Here is a 15828-nt window from a genome sequence, read left to right as displayed (position 1 = left end):
TCAGTTCCTGAGCAGGCGCCGGAACAGCGCGGGCATGGCCTGGGGATCCGGCCGGCCGTCGTCGGCGTAGCCGCGCAGGCGTGCGAAGATCCCCGCGATCGGCTCGTCCGCGGAGGCAGGCAGTGACGGAGCCGGAGGCGGCGCGGCGGTCTGCGCCAGGGCGGGTTGGCCGGCGTCCGGGCCGGCGGCCGGCTCCTGGGCCACGGATGCTTCATCGGTGGCGTGGAAGCGGGTGGGCGGGACGTACACGGTGGACGGCTCCGCCGCCTGGTCGCCCGCGACGCTGCCCACGGCTGGCACCGCGCGGCGCTGGGCCAGGGCGGGCCAGCGGCTCACGGGCGGCAGGGCCGATGGCATGGCGGGCTGGGGCGTATCCCCCGCCTCGGGATGATTGGTCGTATCCATGGCCACCTCAGGCCGCTACGGGCGATCCCAGGCGCAAGCCTATGCCGCCGATGCTGTCGAAGTCGGAAACCTGCGAGACGCGCAGCCTGTCGCCGGCGCCCAGTTGCTCGAACCACTGCTGGTAGACACCCTCCAGGAACGAGGGCGTCCAGGCCAGGGCTTCACGGCCCAGCGCGGCCTCGAGGGGGGCGCAATAGTGCTGCAGGTGCAGATGATCGGTTTCGTCCGTGATCTCGACCCAGCCCCAGTCCAGGCGCGTCCAGATCTGGCTCATGGCCAGCTGGATGTCGTCCAGCGTGGTGCAGGCCGGCACGGGCAGCTCACGCCCGAAGCGCCCGCCCACGCGGCGCATGAAGGTGCGCAATTCGGCGGCCGAGAATTTCTCGGCCAGTTCCTGCGCGGTCGATAGCAGGAAGATCTTCCACTGCACCGCGCACTGGCGGCCGGAAAGATAGCTGATGACGGAAGAAGTGGCGTCCATGGGAAGTCCTTGTCATGAGTGAACATTTCGTCCACACGTGCCAATACACGACGCTTCCGGACGCGGGTGCGAACGGAGCGCGAAGGAATGCGGATACGGGTAACGGTGCCCGTTGGGGCGGGACAAGGGCCTCAGTGGGCCGGGGGGATTCGCTTCATGGGGTCTGCGCCCATTCTGGCAAGGCGGAGCTACGTGTTTCCGGCACGTATTCTTGAAGCATGACCTTGCGTCTTGATTAGTCTGCCCCCAGGGTAAAACAGGAGAGACATTCGGAATTTAGCCTAGATGCATGACCCACGCAATGTTTTGTTGCGTTGGTTTCATGTTTGTTTACGTTGCTTATCTGCATCATATCGGGGTACTGGACCGGGGGGGCGGCGCGCCGTGGAACGACAGCTCCGCGCCCAGGCGTTCGCCTTGGTGCACGCGGCTGATGGCGTGCTTCAGATAGACGCGGTAGTGGCCGCCCGAGCCCTTGGACGGGCGCGCCGCCGTGGCGATGACGGCCGCGTCGCCGAGCCTGAGCGGCAGCACCATGGGACGCGATTGCATGCGGGGACGCTGCTCCGTCATCACGAACTCGCCACCCTGGAAATCCCGGCCGGCTTCGGACAGCAGCGCCACGACTTGCAGCGGAAACACGTGCTCGCCTTCGCCGCGCTGGTGCAGCGGCACGTGCTCGCCCGCGCGCAGCCGGCTCAGGTACGACTGCGGCCAGTCCTGTCCCGCGCGCCGGTCGCGCTGGAGGAGTGCATCCAGGTCCGCGGGATAGCGGTCATCGTTGCCCAGCAGCGCGTTCCAGCGGTTGGCGATGATGGCCAGATGAGGATAGAACGTGACGCGCCACTCGGCCCACGGCGCCGGCAGCGGCATGCCGAAATGAAACCATTCGCCGTGGCCAGGTTTGCCGAAGGCCGGGGCGGCCCGCGTGGCCGCTGTCCGCCGAGCCAGGTCGCGTGCCGCCTCCGGGTCCAGCAGGCCCGGCAGCAGCGCATGGCCGTCCTGGTCCAGCCGTTCGGCGATGCCGGCCCAGTCCAGGCGGTCGATGGCGGTGGTGGATGCATGCATGCGAGCGCCCCTGGTCAGAACCCGGGAAGCGCCGCGGTTTCCACGGTGGCGGACTGTGGGGAGATCGCCTTCTCGTGTTCCAGCAGCCAGCGCTTGCGGGGCAGGCCCCAGGCATAGCCCTTCAGATCGCCGCTGCTGGCAATGACCCGATGGCACGGCACGATAATGGCGATGGGATTGGCGCCGTTGGCCGTGCCGATCGCGATAGCCGCGCGCGGATCGTCGAAGCCCAGTTCGTGGGCCAGCTTGCCATAGCTCGTGGTGGTGCCGGCCGGGATGCCGCGCAGCGCGGCCCAGACCCGGCGTTGCAGCGGCGAGCCGGCCGTCTCCGTCGGCAGGGCGTCGAGCGCGTCCAGCGTACCCGCGAAGTACCGGGCCAGGGCCCGCGCGATTCCGGCGGGCGGGGAAGCTTCGGCCAACTCGACACGGCCGTAGTGTTCGCGCAAGCCTCGATGCAGGTGCGCCTCATGGTCGGCGAAGTCCAGCGCGCGCACGACCTGCCGCGCGTCCGTGACGAGCAGCATGCCGCCCATGGGCGACTCGATGCGGCTCAGCAAAAACAGGGTAGAGGGGGTGTTCATGGCGCATCACTCGCTTCGTTGAAGGTGAGGCCAGTGTAGGAACCCGGGCGCGGCCCGGCACTCCGCTCCTTGCGGTCGAATTCGCGGGATGGCCAGGCGCCGTCAATCCGGGTGGGGATTCGGGCGAAGACGGCTGAACCGCTGTTCGGTGACTCTCGCCCCCCATTGTTCGCCTTCCGATTCCTGCACCAGGCGAAAGCCGAACGATTCGTACAAATGGCGCGCCGCGTCCAGGCCCTTGAACGTCCACAGACAGGTTTCCTGGAAACGGTCGTCCACGAACCGCATCGCGCGCGCCATCAGCTCCCGTCCGACGCCCGTGCCGCGCAGCGCATCGTCGACGATGAACCATCGCAGATGGGCGATGCCCGAGGCCGGATTGCCGTCCATGGCCAGGGAGGCCAGGGTGCGGCGGTTTTCCACGTAGAGCCACAAGGCCTTGCCGTCGGCGGGCAGCGCCTGCGCGAAAGCGGCCAGTTCCGTGGCCACCTTCTTCTCGAAGAAGACGCCGAAGCCCCAGTTTTCCGAATAGAAGCGGGCGTGCAGGCTGGCGATGTCGCCGACGCAGCCCGGGAGGTAGCCTTCATGGATGCCGGCGGAGGGCCCCCGGGCCGCGGCTCCGGAGCCGGTGCCTGCGGCCAGGGCCTCCGCATACTGGGCCAGCGCGCGGACGAGGGCCCGCTGGTCGACGGGAACGAGGCGCCGCAGCGCATCCGACACCTGGGCCGTGGCGAACCGGTCGATCTTCCTGCGCAGCGCCTGCCCCGCGGGGGTCAGATGAAGCGCCGCCGAACGCCCGTCGTCTTCGGCAGCCTGACGCCTGAGCAGGCCCCCCGCCTCGAGCCGGGCCAGTTGGCGGCTCGTATTTGACTTGTCCAGTTTCAGCAGATGACCGAGATCCTTCGCATGGATGCCGGGCGCGGCGCCGATCTCGAGAACGGCATGGACCGCCGAGGGCGCCAGATCCGTATCCGCCAGCGTGGCGCGCATGAAGCCGAGTTCGCGGACCAGCTTGCGGGAGAACTCGCGGAGTTCCTGGATGACAGAGTCGGCGGGAGGAGGGGGCGCTGCTATGGTTTCCATGGATTCTTGTTCATGGGTTGCGTATCGCAACAAATGTAGTTGCGATACGCAACCCGGTCAAGAGCCCAGGCCAACGTCAATTCGAATTGAACTTGCCTTCGAGGATGTATTTGCGTTTCGGGACCTTCTCGCGCGCCTGGTTGTTGGATCCTGAAACGAAGATGACGTTGATGGAGTCGACGGGCTCCAGGTGGATCGGATACACCTCGCCGACTTCGCTGCTGTCGATGGCTTCGACGATGACAGCCTGGGCGAGGCCGGAATAGCCCCCGCTCCGTTGTATGACCAGCTTGTAGCTGAGTCGATTCCGGTCCTCGTCGAAGCCCGAGGATAGCCAGAGCGGCTCCGGGGTCTGGTAGTTCCGGTGGGTGATCAGCTCGATGATCGTGCTTGGGGTGCAATCGTTGACGGCCACCGGTTCGCCCTTGAACCGGGCCGTGTCGATACGCACTGTGAACTTGCGGTTGCCCCCGTCGTCGCGATTGACGAACGAGCAATACGTCGCGCCGGAGGCGGCGCCGCAAAACAGCGTGGCCGCCCCGAGCAGGGCGAGCCGGGCCAGGCGGCGATGGAAGATCCTGTTGTCCGAGTCCATGGCGGAGCGGTCCTTGCCAAGTGTGTATGCACGCCCATGGTATGAACCGCTATTCGGCGAGTCATCCTCCAAATGCGGTAGCACCCGCCGAAACGAAAAACCCGCGAGCGCGGACGCTCGCGGGTTTCGAAGCAGTGTCCCGGGCGGGCCCGGGACCGGCGGCAGGACTTCTTAGAAGTCCATGCCACCCATACCGCCCATGCCACCCATGCCGCCGGGGGCGGGAGCAGCGGGCTTGTCTTCGACCAGCTCGACCACGGTGGCTTCCGTCGTCAGCAGCAGCGAAGCAACCGAGGCGGCGTTCTGCAGGGCGGTGCGGGTGACCTTGGTGGGGTCCAGCACGCCGGCTTCGACCATGTCGCCGTATTCGCCGGTGGCGGCGTTGTAGCCGTAGTTGCCCTTGCCGTTCAGCACGTTGTTGACGATGACGCTGGGCTCGTCGCCGGCGTTGGCGACGATGGTGCGCAGCGGCTCTTCAATGGCGCGCAGGACGATCTTGATGCCGGCGTCCTGGTCGGCGTTGGCACCCTTGGTGTCCTTGATGGCTTGCTTGGCACGCAGCAGGGCCACGCCGCCTCCGGGCACCACGCCTTCTTCCACCGCGGCACGCGTGGCGTGCAGGGCGTCTTCGACGCGAGCCTTCTTTTCCTTCATTTCGACTTCGGTGGCAGCACCGACCTTGATCACGGCAACACCGCCGGCCAGCTTGGCCACGCGCTCTTGCAGTTTTTCACGGTCGTAGTCCGAGGTCGCTTCTTCGATCTGGGTGCGGATCTGCTTGACGCGGGCCTCGATGGCCTTGCTGTCGCCGGCGCCGTCGATGATCGTGGTGTTTTCCTTGGCCACTTCGATGCGCTTGGCCTGGCCCAGCTCTTGCAGGGTGGCCTTTTCCAGCGACAGGCCGGTCTCTTCCGAGATCACGGTGCCGCCGGTCAGGATGGCGATGTCTTCCAGCATGGCCTTGCGGCGGTCGCCGAAGCCCGGGGCCTTGACGGCGGTGGTCTTCAGGATGCCGCGGATGTTGTTGACGACCAGGGTGGCCAGGGCTTCGCCGTCGACGTCTTCAGCGATGATCAGCAGCGGGCGGCTCGACTTGGCGACTTGTTCCAGGACGGGCAGCAGTTCGCGGATGTTGCTGATCTTCTTGTCGTGGATCAGGACGAAGGGATCGTCCAGGGCAGCGACTTGCTTGTCGGGGTTGTTGATGAAGTAGGGCGACAGGTAGCCGCGGTCGAATTGCATGCCTTCGACGACGTCCAGTTCATTGTCCAGCGACTTGCCGTCTTCGACGGTGATGACGCCTTCCTTGCCCACTTTTTCCATCGCGTCGGCGATGATCTGGCCGATCGACGAATCGCTGTTGGCCGAGATCGAGCCGACCTGGGCGATTTCCTTGCTCGACGAGCAGGGCTTGCTGATCTTCTTCAGTTCTTCGATGGCGGCGGCGACGGCCTTGTCGATGCCGCGCTTCAGGTCCATCGGGTTCAGGCCGGCGGTCACGTACTTCTGGCCTTCGTGCACGATGGCCTGGGCCAGCACGGTGGCGGTGGTGGTGCCGTCACCGGCGTTGTCGCTGGTCTTGGAGGCCACTTCCTTGACGAGCTGGGCGCCCAGGTTCTCGAACTTGTCCTTCAGTTCGATTTCCTTGGCGACGGACACGCCGTCCTTGGTGACGGTGGGGGCGCCGAAGGAGCGCTCCAGAACCACGTTGCGGCCCTTGGGACCGAGGGTGACCTTGACGGCGTTGGCGAGGACGTTCACGCCGCGGACGACGCGGGCGCGGGCGTCATCACCGAACTGGACTTGTTTGGCAGCCATTTACGAAATTCCTTGAATAGTGTGTTGAATGCTGGGGGATCGGACAGCGGGCCGCGAGGCTTACTGGATCACCGCCAGGATTTCTTCTTCACGGATGACGAGCAGTTCGTCGCCGTCGACTTTCACGGCCTGGCCGGCGTACTTGCCGAACAGGACCTTGTCGCCGACCTTGACGTCGACCGGCAGCACTTTGCCGTCTTCGGTCTTCTTGCCCGGGCCGACGGCCAGCACTTCGCCCTGGTCGGGCTTTTCGGCCGCGCTGTCGGGGATGACGATGCCGGACGCGGTTTTACGCTCGTTGTCCAGGCGCTTGACGATCACGCGATCGTGCAGGGGACGGAGGGCCATACAAACTCCTGATGTTCGAAGTTGACGTCTATTTGTCAGAAAAAGAGGCTGGAAAGCCGCATTTGGCCGGTGCCACGCCGTAACGCGGCGCCTCGGCCGGTTGCCGGAGGCCTGGACGCCGCGTGGGCGGCGTTGTTAGCACTCTCTGCAATCGAGTGCTAATTATAGGGATGGCATGGGGGGCTTTCAAGGGGGGGGGTATTCGGGAGAGCCCTTACCCGGACCTTCTTGTCCCGTGGGCATTGCGGTCCGATGTTCCGCCCTGCGAATAAGGCCGGCGGGACATACTTGCCGCCTCACGGATTCATGGGCACGGAAGGGGCAATGGGGGTCAATTGGAACGAGGGCATGATGCGCTGGGCACCTCATGTCGATGCGGCCGGCCGGGTCTATCCACTGACTCACCTGCATCCTTTCCGGTATGAGTTGCCCATCAGCGACCAGAGGCGCGTCGAAATTCGCGTGGCATTCGCCATGCACTGTTTCACGCGCGCGCGTGCAGAGAGTGGTGGCCATTCACAGCTCTATAAGGATGAGCGCGAAACGCGCTGCTTCTGTCCCGGTCGTTATGCTTTGTCCCCGCGATTGCCGACGATTGCGCGTGGATTGGCCACCCGCAGGTGCGGCTACGCCTAGAATGAGAACTATGTGACGGTAGACGTGCCTGTCACTGAGGGGAAGACCGCGCTGTATGGCGTGTTTTTCAACGTCCTCAGGGTCAAGGATTCAGCCGGTCCGGCAGTGTTGCTGACCATCCAGAGTGCCTATGAACTGGCCTTGAGCCGGCAATTGTCCATGCGGGGCTCCATCAAGTTCACACGGCTGGTCGAACTGACGCTGCAGGGCGTCAAGCCTCGGCCTCCCAGGAGCTGAAAAAGCGAAGGCCCCCGAAGGGGCCCCGTAGTCTGGCTGTCTGTTGCCTCCGCTTTTGGCGGAACCGCTTGCGCGGCAGTCAACGCTTTTGCCCTTAGGCTCACCAGCTATTGCGTTGTCGTCATTATTGCTCGAATTCGAGCAATGGGCAATCGTCCGTGCGGGCCTGCCCCGCCTCAGGCCCCGCTACGCGAGGTCATCCGCGTGGCGGCCGCCAGGAAGCGCGAGAACCAGGATTGCTGGACCGGGTGGATGACCGCGCGCAGGGCGCGGCTGTAGTCCAGCGTCAGGCCGGGGGTCCAGGCCATGACCTGGGCGCGTTGGCGCACCTGCGCGGCGATCCACAGTTCGGGCATCAACAGGGTGCGCAGCACCTGCCGCACGCTGCGGCTGCGGTCGTCCAGCACGCCGTCCAGGGCGGATTCCAGCGCGTAGGAAACGGAGCTGGAGCAGTTGCGCCGCGTCAGGTTGTAGATTTCCTGGCCGCGGTAGCGCAGCCAGAAGTCCTGGAGCTTCTGGTGGTCGTACCGCTCGAACCTGACCTGCCAGTTCGACGGGCACCAGGCCTTGGACTCGGTCGCGTAGTCGGGCTGGAACTTGCCCGGGACGTCGTTCTCCTTGACCGCCTTCAATAGATTGAAGAACTCGGACGGCGATCGGTCGATGTCCACCGCGGGGTACAGGCTGATGTAGGTCGAAGGCGGGACTTCCATGGCGGCGTGCCCGGTCGAGATCACGCCCTGCACGTCGACGGCGGCGATGTAGCGGTTGAACACCGGCCGCGACACGGTCTTGTCCTTGGCCGAGCCTTCCGGGGTCCAGACGTGGACGGTCAAGGGGCCGTCGGGCGCCGGCTGCTGCGCGGGCGGCGGCTCGCCGGCGTTCGTCCCGCGCAGATCCACGGGCGCCAGCAGGTCGAACATGGACGACTGCTCGCTCAGCTTCCGCGCCCGGGCGGCCACCCGCATGGTGTTGACGCCGGCGACCAGCATGGTGATGCCGATGAAGTACGAGACGGTGCCGGCGTAGTGGGTGGGGTAGGGCTGGAACAGGAACAGGCCGAACAGGACCTGGGCGCAGCCGCCCAGCACGGACAGGCGCCAGCGGTCGTAGCGCAGCACCCAGGCCGAGGCGATCTGGAACACGCCCAGCACGAAGTAGGTCAGGCCCAGGATGATGGCCAGCAGCAGGTTGCTGATGGATCCGCCGGCCAGGATCAGCAGGGCGACCAGCAGGAAGATGCCGCCCTTGAAGGCCAGCACCGCTTTCTGGGCGCCCATGCCGCTGCCGGCGACCGTCAGCGTGACCAGGCTTTCCAACAGCAGCAGCGCGCCGAATAGCGTCAGGGGGAAGTAGCGCGCGCCGTCCACGCCGTCCAGGGTGATGACCACGCCCAGGGCGGCCCAGACGAGGCCGACCAGGATGAGCAGATGGATGTTCCTGCGGACGAAGCCGGCGCCGAACAGAAGCAGGGCGAGCTGGATCATGGGTTCCCTTATGCGCCGTGGTGCGGCGTGGGCAGCCGCCAGCTGCCGATGATGAAGGCGCCGTCGGGCCCCATCATGGCCCCCCGGTTCAGGTCGACGACGGTCGTCCAGTGGTCGGGCGCGGTCGCCAGGCGGAACGGAAACGGGCGGTCCAGCCCGGGCGTTCCGTCGGCGGCCCGCAGGCGTTCCCGCAGGCCCTGGCGGTCGTCGGGGTGGACCTGCCGCAGCACTTCGTCCAGCGTCCCGGGGCCCGGACGGGCATCGGGCGGCGCGTCCCAGACGATGGTGCCCGAGGCGAGGTCCAGCCGGTACAGGGTCTCGCGGCCGTCGGCACCGGCCGTGCGCGGGCGCCGGATGCCGCGGGTCAGCACCCGCACGAAGACCTGCAGCATGGCGACCGAAACCAGGTAGCACTGGACCAGCAGCAGGGGTTCGCCCGGCAGGAAGCCGCGCAGGAAGAAGGGGCCGCGCCCGGCGTTGGAGTGGTAGATGACGATGGCCGCCATGGTCAGCACGGCCAGCGAACCCATGCGGTTGCCGCCGCTGAGCGTCGCCACGGTGGCCAGCGCGAGCGGGATGCAGGCCAGCCCCAGCAGCAGCGGGGCTTCGGACGTGGACGGGCGGTGCACGCCGAACACGTACCAGGTCATGGCCGCCAGCAGCAGCCAGGCGGCGATGCCCACGGTGCGGCCGATCGGCCCCGGCGGCGCCTCGACCGTGCGAAAACCCATGAATCCCATCAGCACCGAGACGCCGAACAGCACGCCGGTCACGGTGGCGGCCCACCATATCCACGCCAGGTCGGAGACGGCCTCCCACAGGACTTCGTGCTTGATCAGCGCCAGTCCCGCGCTGCCGGCCACGGCGGCGAGGGCGCTGACCACGAAGGTGACGGCCACCCAGCCGAGCACCGCGTGCAGATCGTCCCGGCCCTGGGCATAGCGCTGCGAGAGCCAGGCGATGCCGAGCGTGGAGGCGAGCGACAGGCCGGCGAGCCAGGCCGAGGGAACCAGGGGATGGCCGGTCAGCGCGGACAGGCCCAGGTCGGCGGCGAACAGCGCGGCCACCAGGGGCGCCCAGGCGCCGCGCGGCATGGCGAAGAAGGCGGCGACGGCGACGCCGGCGGGGAACCAGACGAAGGACACCTGCGTGACGGGATCGTCCAGGGAGAACGACAAATAGGCGCAGGCCACATAGAGCGCGGCCCAGAGCGCGAGGCGGCCAAGCAAGCTGGCGAAAGGCATGGCGGTTCCCGGTAGTTGTTCTTGTGGCCGTCGAAGCGGCTTTGCCCAGGCGAAAGTATAAGGAAAAAAGATGACCCGGCCGCTTAACGGCCGGGGTTCTCCACCTTCTGCAATTCATGGTTGCCGGCCAGCGGACCCTGGGGACGCGTGCCGTCCACATAAAGCTGGATGAGCCGCCCCTCGGCCACGAAATACTGCCGTCCGTCGCCGGCCTGGTCCAGGGTGATGCGCGTGCCGTCGGGCTGCCATGTGAAGCTGCCCTCGACGCGGTCGGCGCGCGGCTGGCGGTCGAGATACTGGGTCTCCAGTTCGTAGCGGCCATCCTGGCGCAGCGTGAGCCGGGTCCGGATGCCGGGGCAGTCGGCGCAGGGAAGCGTGCCTTCGTAGACGCCGTCCCAGTCCAGCGCGTTGCGGGCGTTGTGCGCGTCGGCGACGGGGCTGGCGGCTGGCGTGTCGTGTTCCCTGGGCGGCGTGTCGCAGCCGGCGATGAGTACGGCGGCGAGGCACGCGAAGGCGGCGGTTTTCATGATGGCTGCTCCGGTTGCCGGCGCGCGCGAGGCGCGGGGCTTCTCGCCAACGGTAGCAGGCGACGGCGGCCGCGCCGGCAACCGGATGTAAGGAGGTTCAGAACAAGGGGCGTTCCCGTGTCCGTTCGCCGGCGTCGGGGTCGAGCACGGCCTGGTTGCGGCCGCGGGACTTGGCGGCGTATAGCGCCGCGTCGGCGCGGCTGATCAATTCTTCCAGCGACGTGCCGGAGTGCGGGAAGACCGCGATGCCCGCCGAGGCGCCGACCTTGGGCGAGACGCCGGGATAGGGCTCGGACAGCACCGCCACCAGGCTGTTGGCGACGGCCTCGGCGGCGGCGGGACCGGCGCCGTCCAGCAGCACCATGAACTCGTCGCCACCGTAGCGGGCGACCACGTCGGAATGGCGGATGGCGTCGGCCATGCGGCGCGCGGCCATCTGCAGCACGGTATCGCCGGTGCCGTGGCCGTGGACGTCGTTGACGGTCTTGAAATGATCGAGGTCGATGGCCACCAGGGCGAGCGACGCCTGGGACCGCTGCGCGGCGGCGATCGCGCGGCGGGCCAGTTCCGCGAACAGGACCCGGTTGCTCAATTGGGTAAGCGGGTCGTAATAGGCAAGCTGGCGCGCGTGCTCGAGCGTATCGGCGGCGTGTTCGATGGCCTCGGCCACGGCCGCCGTTTCCTTGAAGTGCGGCGGCGGCACGCCGATGCGATGGCCGGCGCCCAGCGCCAGGGCGGGTTCCACGAGGTTGCCCACGGCCTGTTCGATCCGGCGCGCCAGCCGGTATGCCACGCCCAGGCCGAGCAGGATGGCCAGCAGGCCGCCGCCGGCCACCCAGGCCATGGCCCGGTAGAGATCCCCCGTGAAGGCGGCGGTGGGAGCGCCCACGGCGATCGTCCATTGGGTGGTGGCCAGGTGGCTGAACGCCGTCAGGACGGGGATGCCTTCCTTGGTCAGGCTTTGCAGCGTGCCTTCGCGCTCGCTTCGCACCGCGTCGGCCAGCGAGGACACGGCGCGCTGGCCGACGAACCGCGCCTCGTCGCGGGTCCGGCCGAGTATGGTCGCGTCGCGGTCGAGCAGCGCGGCCACCCAGCCTTCGCCCAGGGCATGGCGGTTCATCAGCGCGCTCAGGCGATCCGAGCCGAGGTCGGCGAAGAGCAGATAGCGGACTTCGTCGTCGATCAGGACGGGTACGCCGACGATGATCGTGAGGCCACGGCCCTGCCGAGGCGGGCCCAGCCTTGCGACCAGGGGATGGCTGCCGCCGCTGGAGACCTGCGGCAGGTCGGGCAGCCTGGTCGGAAGGGGAAGGGCGCCGGGATAGGACTGCGAGGTATCCAGCACCTCGTTGCCGCTGATGTCCGTCAGGACGTAGCGATCGATGTCCTGGTACTTCAGCGCCTCGATGGCCCGCCGGTGGAACGACGCCAGGTCCGCGCGCACCAGGTCGGTGGAGCTTGCCAGAACGCGCAGGCCGGATCCGATGCTTTCCAGTTCCTGGTCCAGGTCGGCGGCCACGCTGCGGGCGGTCAGGATGGTTGTTTCATAGATGCGCGTCTTGCGCAGCGCATAGGTTTCGTACACGGCCAGGCCGGCGACCAGCGTGGCGGGGAGCGTGCAGACGACGACCAGGGCGAGCAGGCCGACGCGTATCGAGATCGTTCCGCCGCGCCGGGCATGGCCGGCCGGCGTGTCGGATGAAGGGGACTGCGCTGGAACGGATGTCATCTGCCATGGAGCGGGACTGCGTGGCCCGCTGCCTTGTTTTTGCCCAGCCTACCATGCGAGACATCCGTTGCAAAATCCGTGCGCGCCTCAGGCGCCCAGGCCGCGCAGCCATAGGCGCAGTCCGTCCCAGGTACGGCCGAACCACGATGCCGCCGGCACCGGCTGGAGGGCGACCAGCGGCAGGCGCCGGGCCGGTTCGCCGTCCACGCGCACCTCGAGCTCGCCCACGCGCTGTCCCGCCGCCAGCGGTGCGATCAGCGGCGAGGCCGGATGCAGGGTGCGTTCGATCCGTGCGCCCGGGCGCACGGTAATGTAGGTATCGCGCTGGAAGCCCATCGGCACGGTCGAGCGGGCGCCCTTCCAGACGCGCGGCGAGCCGACCGGGGACCCGCCCGCATAGAGCCGCACCGTTTCGAAATTGCGGAAACCCCATTCCAGCAGTTCGCGGCTCTGCTGGGTGCGGTCGCGATCCGAGGCGGTGCCGACCACGACCGAGACCAGCCGCCGCTGCACGCCGGCGCTGGCGCGCCGCGCGGTCGCCACCAGGCTGTATCCGGCCGACTCCGTGTGGCCGGTTTTCATGCCGTCCACGCTGGCGTCCAGCCACAGCAGCCGATTGCGGTTGGGCTGCGTGATGCGGTTGTAGGTGTATTGGCGCGTGGCGTCGTAGGTGCCCGCCAGGTCGGGGAAGTCGCGCACGATCCGGGCCGCCAGCACGGACAGGTCGCGCGCGGTCGAATACGTTTGCGGATCGGGCAGGCCGTGGGGGTTGGAGAAGTGGGTCGAGGCCAGGCCCATTTCTCCGGCCTCCTGGTTCATGCGTGCGACGAAGGCCTCGACCGACCCGGCAACGCCCTCGGCCAGCGCGATCGCGGCGTCGTTGCCCGACTGTACCAGCAGCCCGTACAGCAGTTCGTCGACGCTGACCTGCTTGCCGGGTTCGAGGAACATGCGCGAGCTGCCCGGCGCCACCTTCCAGGCCCGTGTCGAGACCGTGACCCGCGTGTCGCGGGCCACGGCGTGGTCGCGCAGCGCCTGGAACACGACGTAGGCCGTCATCATCTTGGTGAGCGAGGCCGGCTCGATGCGCTTGTCCGGATCGTGCGCGCCCAGCACCTGGCCGCTGGTGGCATCCAGGAGCAGCCAGGCGCGGGCGGACAGGGCGGGGATGGGTACGGGCTGGGCGGCGGCGGTGGCGGTGCAAAGGGCGCAGACCAGCGCCGCCGCCATCTTCGATATGGGCATGTCTTAGCGGATGTCCTGAGTGGGGGGGCGACCGGCGTCCGCGTTCCATCGGAAATAGGCCATGCGATCGCGCTCTTCAGCCAGGCGCAGTGCCCGCAGCCGCAGGAGATCCTTGCGGCCCACGAGCCCCACCAGCTTTCCGCCGGCGCGGTCGACGATGGGTACGCGCCCAACGCCCGCGAGCGCCATGCGGTCGGCCAACTGGCTGGCGAGTTCGTCCGGATAGGCGACCAGAAGTTCCCGGTCGGCCAGCAGTTCGCCCATGGGCTGGTCGCGGTCTTCCTGTTCCACCGTCCAGGCCAGGCTGTCGGCGCGGGTGACTTCGCCCACCACCACGCCTTGCGCGTCCACCACGGGATAGCTGGTGTGGCGGCGCTCCAGCGTCGTGAAATGCTCCACGGCCTGGCCGACCGTCATCGACGCCGGCAGCGTTTCCACCTGCCGCGTCATCAGGTCGGTCACCCGCACGAGATCGAACGGATCCACGTGGTATTCGCGGGTGATGTGATGGCCGCGGCGGGCGATCTTCTCGGTCAGGATGGAGCGCTTGAGCAGCAGCACCGTCACGCCGTAGGCGAACGCGCAGGCAGTCAGCACGGGCACCATCACGCCGAAGTTGCCGGTCAGCTCCACGGCGAACAGCGTGGCGGTGAGCGGCGCGCGCATGGTGCCGCCCATCATCGCCGCCATGCCCAGCAGGGCCCAGAAGCCGGGCGCGGCTTCCGGCATGACAGGCGTCGCCAGGGCGCCCAGCGCGCCGCCGAAGATCAGCAGCGGGGCCAGCACGCCGCCCGAGGTGCCCGAGCCCAGCGCCACGGCCCAGATGACGACCTTGACCGCCAGCAGGAGCAGCACCGCGTGCAGCGCCAGGTCGCCGGCCAGCAGGTGGCGGATGTTGTCGTAGCCCACGCCCAGCGCGGCCGGTTCGATCAGGCCGCCCAGCCCGATGACGAGACCGCCGATGGCGGGCCACCACATCCAGTGGAAGGGAAGCTTGGCGAAGCCGTCTTCGGCGGCGTAGACCAGCGTCGTCAGCACGCCCGACCCCAGTCCGGCGACGATGCCGAGCGCGGCGAAGGCCGCCACGTGCGCGGCCGAGACATCGACCGAGCCGATATAGGGGAACAGCGGCGCGCCGCCCATCACGAGCGGGCGGACGGCGGCGGCGACCACGGCGGCCACCGCCACCGGCAGGAAGCTGCGGGGCTTCCATTCGAACAGCAGCAGTTCCACCGCCAGCAGCAGCGCGGCCACGGGCGTGCCGAAGATGGCCGTCATGCCCGCCGCGGCGCCGGCCACCAGCAGCGTCTTGCGCTCGGCCGAACTCATGTGGACCATCTGCGCCAGCAGCGAGCCGATGGCGCCGCCGGTCATGATGATCGGTCCTTCGGCGCCGAACGGGCCGCCGGTGCCGATCGATATCGCCGACGACAGCGGCTTGAGCACCGCCACCTTGGGCTGGATGCGGCTGCGGCCGATCAGGATGGCTTCCATGGCCTCGGGGATGCCGTGGCCGCGGATCTTCTCCGAACCGTAGCGCGCCATGAAACCGATGATGAGGCAGCCTGCCACCGGCACGAACACCGTGGTCCAGCCCAGCGGCGTGCCGGCGATGGGGAGGTCTTCGAGCGACAGGCGACCGTAGTAGGCCAGGTTGGTGCACAGCGTGATCAGCCGCAGCAGCAGCCATGCGGCGCCGACGCTGCACAGGCCGATGGCCGCGGCCAGGGCCATGAGCAGCAGGACTCGACGGTCGGTCGTGAAATCGCCGAGCCGGGAAGCGGGAACGGAATGAGACATGATGAAGGAGGGAAGGGAAGAGGGCGCCCCGGACATGGGGCGGCCATATATATCGTACCACGACATATATTAGAATGCCCCGGTGAAGAAAGCCGCTTCCTCGTCGCGCGGCGCGCGACCCAGCCTGTCGACCGCCGACTATGCGCTGCTGGCCGAGTTCCGCTACGCCCTGCGCCGCTTCATCGCGTTCAGCGAGGACGCCGCGCACGCGATCGGCCTGGCGCCGCAGCAGCACCAGGCCTTGCTCGCCATCAAGGGCGCGCCGGGACGCGATGGGCTGTACGTGGGAGAGATCGCCGAGCGCCTGCTGATCAGGCCGCATTCGGCCGCCGAGCTGGCCGGGCGGCTGGTGCGCATGGACCTGGTCGCGCGCATGGCGGATCCCGACGACGGCCGCAAGGTGCGGCTGGTGCTGACGGCGCATGCCGAACAACTGCTGGAGGAGTTGTCGGCGGCGCACCTGGAGGAACTGCGGGCGATCAAGCCGCTGCTGACGCGGCTGCTCGCGCGCTTCGACGACGGCGCGGCGGACTGAACGTTCCCG

At 68.0% G+C, this 15828-nt stretch carries 16 protein-coding genes; 2 read left to right on the top strand and 14 right to left on the bottom strand.

What is annotated here, in order from left to right:
• The 8 genes from EGT29_RS22245 to groES form a co-directional block, all read right to left on the bottom strand.
• On the bottom strand, window positions 1-405 hold the full coding sequence (locus EGT29_RS22245; RefSeq protein ID WP_124691031.1) for a hypothetical protein: 405 nt from the start codon (window positions 403-405) through the stop codon (window positions 1-3).
• 7 nt (window positions 406-412) lie between these two features.
• A complete protein-coding gene (gene bcsD, locus EGT29_RS22240; RefSeq protein WP_124691030.1) occupies window positions 413-886 on the bottom strand; it encodes a cellulose biosynthesis protein BcsD in 474 nt (157 codons plus the stop codon).
• A gap of 348 nt (window positions 887-1234) precedes the next feature.
• Entirely contained in the window at window positions 1235-1954 is a 720-nt protein-coding gene (locus EGT29_RS22235; RefSeq protein ID WP_124691029.1) for a 2OG-Fe(II) oxygenase, read from the bottom strand.
• A gap of 14 nt (window positions 1955-1968) precedes the next feature.
• Window positions 1969-2535, bottom strand: a complete 567-nt coding sequence (locus tag EGT29_RS22230; protein WP_124691028.1) for a methylated-DNA--[protein]-cysteine S-methyltransferase — start codon at window positions 2533-2535, stop codon at window positions 1969-1971.
• 102 nt (window positions 2536-2637) lie between these two features.
• Complete coding sequence (locus tag EGT29_RS22225) at window positions 2638-3618, bottom strand: bifunctional helix-turn-helix transcriptional regulator/GNAT family N-acetyltransferase (protein ID WP_124691027.1); 981 nt, start codon at window positions 3616-3618, stop codon at window positions 2638-2640.
• Window positions 3619-3694: 76 nt separating this feature from the next.
• Complete coding sequence (locus EGT29_RS22220; RefSeq protein ID WP_124691026.1) at window positions 3695-4213, bottom strand: hypothetical protein; 519 nt, start codon at window positions 4211-4213, stop codon at window positions 3695-3697.
• Window positions 4214-4384: 171 nt separating this feature from the next.
• Complete coding sequence (groL, locus tag EGT29_RS22215) at window positions 4385-6031, bottom strand: chaperonin GroEL (protein ID WP_124691025.1); 1647 nt, start codon at window positions 6029-6031, stop codon at window positions 4385-4387.
• A gap of 60 nt (window positions 6032-6091) precedes the next feature.
• The gene (groES, locus tag EGT29_RS22210; protein WP_087781765.1) at window positions 6092-6379 is read right to left on the bottom strand and encodes a co-chaperone GroES; all 288 of its coding nucleotides are present in this window, start codon (window positions 6377-6379) and stop codon (window positions 6092-6094) included.
• A 660-nt stretch (window positions 6380-7039) separates the two neighbouring features.
• Between groES and EGT29_RS22205 the strand changes: the two genes are divergently transcribed.
• The gene (locus EGT29_RS22205; RefSeq protein ID WP_124691024.1) at window positions 7040-7252 is read left to right on the top strand and encodes a hypothetical protein; all 213 of its coding nucleotides are present in this window, start codon (window positions 7040-7042) and stop codon (window positions 7250-7252) included.
• Between the two features lie 176 nt (window positions 7253-7428).
• On the opposite strand, the gene EGT29_RS22200 is transcribed toward EGT29_RS22205, so the two are convergent.
• The 6 genes from EGT29_RS22200 to EGT29_RS22175 form a co-directional block, all read right to left on the bottom strand.
• Window positions 7429-8739 carry an HdeD family acid-resistance protein gene (locus EGT29_RS22200; RefSeq protein WP_124691023.1) on the bottom strand — a complete coding sequence of 437 codons (1311 nt, stop codon included), beginning with the start codon at window positions 8737-8739 and terminating at the stop codon, window positions 7429-7431.
• Window positions 8740-8747: 8 nt separating this feature from the next.
• Window positions 8748-9983 carry an MASE1 domain-containing protein gene (locus EGT29_RS22195; protein WP_124691022.1) on the bottom strand — a complete coding sequence of 412 codons (1236 nt, stop codon included), beginning with the start codon at window positions 9981-9983 and terminating at the stop codon, window positions 8748-8750.
• A gap of 83 nt (window positions 9984-10066) precedes the next feature.
• Entirely contained in the window at window positions 10067-10510 is a 444-nt protein-coding gene (locus tag EGT29_RS22190; RefSeq protein ID WP_124691021.1) for a copper resistance protein NlpE, read from the bottom strand.
• Window positions 10511-10607: 97 nt separating this feature from the next.
• Window positions 10608-12239, bottom strand: coding sequence for a sensor domain-containing diguanylate cyclase (locus tag EGT29_RS22185; protein ID WP_124691020.1), 1632 nt, complete (start codon window positions 12237-12239; stop codon window positions 10608-10610).
• 87 nt (window positions 12240-12326) lie between these two features.
• Window positions 12327-13484: a D-alanyl-D-alanine carboxypeptidase family protein gene (locus EGT29_RS22180; protein WP_192901769.1), complete on the bottom strand. Its 1158-nt coding sequence runs from the start codon at window positions 13482-13484 to the stop codon at window positions 12327-12329.
• 3 nt (window positions 13485-13487) lie between these two features.
• Window positions 13488-15284 (bottom strand): chloride channel protein, encoded by a 1797-nt coding sequence (locus tag EGT29_RS22175; protein ID WP_238160167.1) that lies wholly within the window; start codon window positions 15282-15284, stop codon window positions 13488-13490.
• Between the two features lie 82 nt (window positions 15285-15366).
• Between EGT29_RS22175 and EGT29_RS22170 the strand changes: the two genes are divergently transcribed.
• The gene (locus EGT29_RS22170) at window positions 15367-15819 is read left to right on the top strand and encodes a MarR family winged helix-turn-helix transcriptional regulator (RefSeq protein WP_238160166.1); all 453 of its coding nucleotides are present in this window, start codon (window positions 15367-15369) and stop codon (window positions 15817-15819) included.
• The last annotated feature ends 9 nt before the right edge of the window (window positions 15820-15828 follow it).

Origin of the sequence: Pigmentiphaga sp. H8, assembly GCF_003854895.1 — a bacterium.
Classification (GTDB): Bacteria; Pseudomonadota; Gammaproteobacteria; order Burkholderiales; family Burkholderiaceae_B; genus Pigmentiphaga.
Note: the sequence above shows the minus strand (reverse complement) of the source record. Positions and strands in the feature narration are given on the sequence as shown.

Coding starts and splice junctions, on each gene's coding strand:
- EGT29_RS22245 (WP_124691031.1), bottom strand. CDS start 405: ATGGATACGACCAATCATCCCGAGGCGGGGGATACGCCCCAGCCCGCC.
- bcsD (WP_124691030.1), bottom strand. CDS start 886: ATGGACGCCACTTCTTCCGTCATCAGCTATCTTTCCGGCCGCCAGTGC.
- EGT29_RS22235 (WP_124691029.1), bottom strand. CDS start 1,954: ATGCATGCATCCACCACCGCCATCGACCGCCTGGACTGGGCCGGCATC.
- EGT29_RS22230 (WP_124691028.1), bottom strand. CDS start 2,535: ATGAACACCCCCTCTACCCTGTTTTTGCTGAGCCGCATCGAGTCGCCC.
- EGT29_RS22225 (WP_124691027.1), bottom strand. CDS start 3,618: ATGGAAACCATAGCAGCGCCCCCTCCTCCCGCCGACTCTGTCATCCAG.
- EGT29_RS22220 (WP_124691026.1), bottom strand. CDS start 4,213: ATGGACTCGGACAACAGGATCTTCCATCGCCGCCTGGCCCGGCTCGCC.
- groL (WP_124691025.1), bottom strand. CDS start 6,031: ATGGCTGCCAAACAAGTCCAGTTCGGTGATGACGCCCGCGCCCGCGTC.
- groES (WP_087781765.1), bottom strand. CDS start 6,379: ATGGCCCTCCGTCCCCTGCACGATCGCGTGATCGTCAAGCGCCTGGAC.
- EGT29_RS22200 (WP_124691023.1), bottom strand. CDS start 8,739: ATGATCCAGCTCGCCCTGCTTCTGTTCGGCGCCGGCTTCGTCCGCAGG.
- EGT29_RS22195 (WP_124691022.1), bottom strand. CDS start 9,983: ATGCCTTTCGCCAGCTTGCTTGGCCGCCTCGCGCTCTGGGCCGCGCTC.
- EGT29_RS22190 (WP_124691021.1), bottom strand. CDS start 10,510: ATGAAAACCGCCGCCTTCGCGTGCCTCGCCGCCGTACTCATCGCCGGC.
- EGT29_RS22185 (WP_124691020.1), bottom strand. CDS start 12,239: ATGACATCCGTTCCAGCGCAGTCCCCTTCATCCGACACGCCGGCCGGC.
- EGT29_RS22180 (WP_192901769.1), bottom strand. CDS start 13,484: ATGCCCATATCGAAGATGGCGGCGGCGCTGGTCTGCGCCCTTTGCACC.
- EGT29_RS22175 (WP_238160167.1), bottom strand. CDS start 15,284: ATGTCTCATTCCGTTCCCGCTTCCCGGCTCGGCGATTTCACGACCGAC.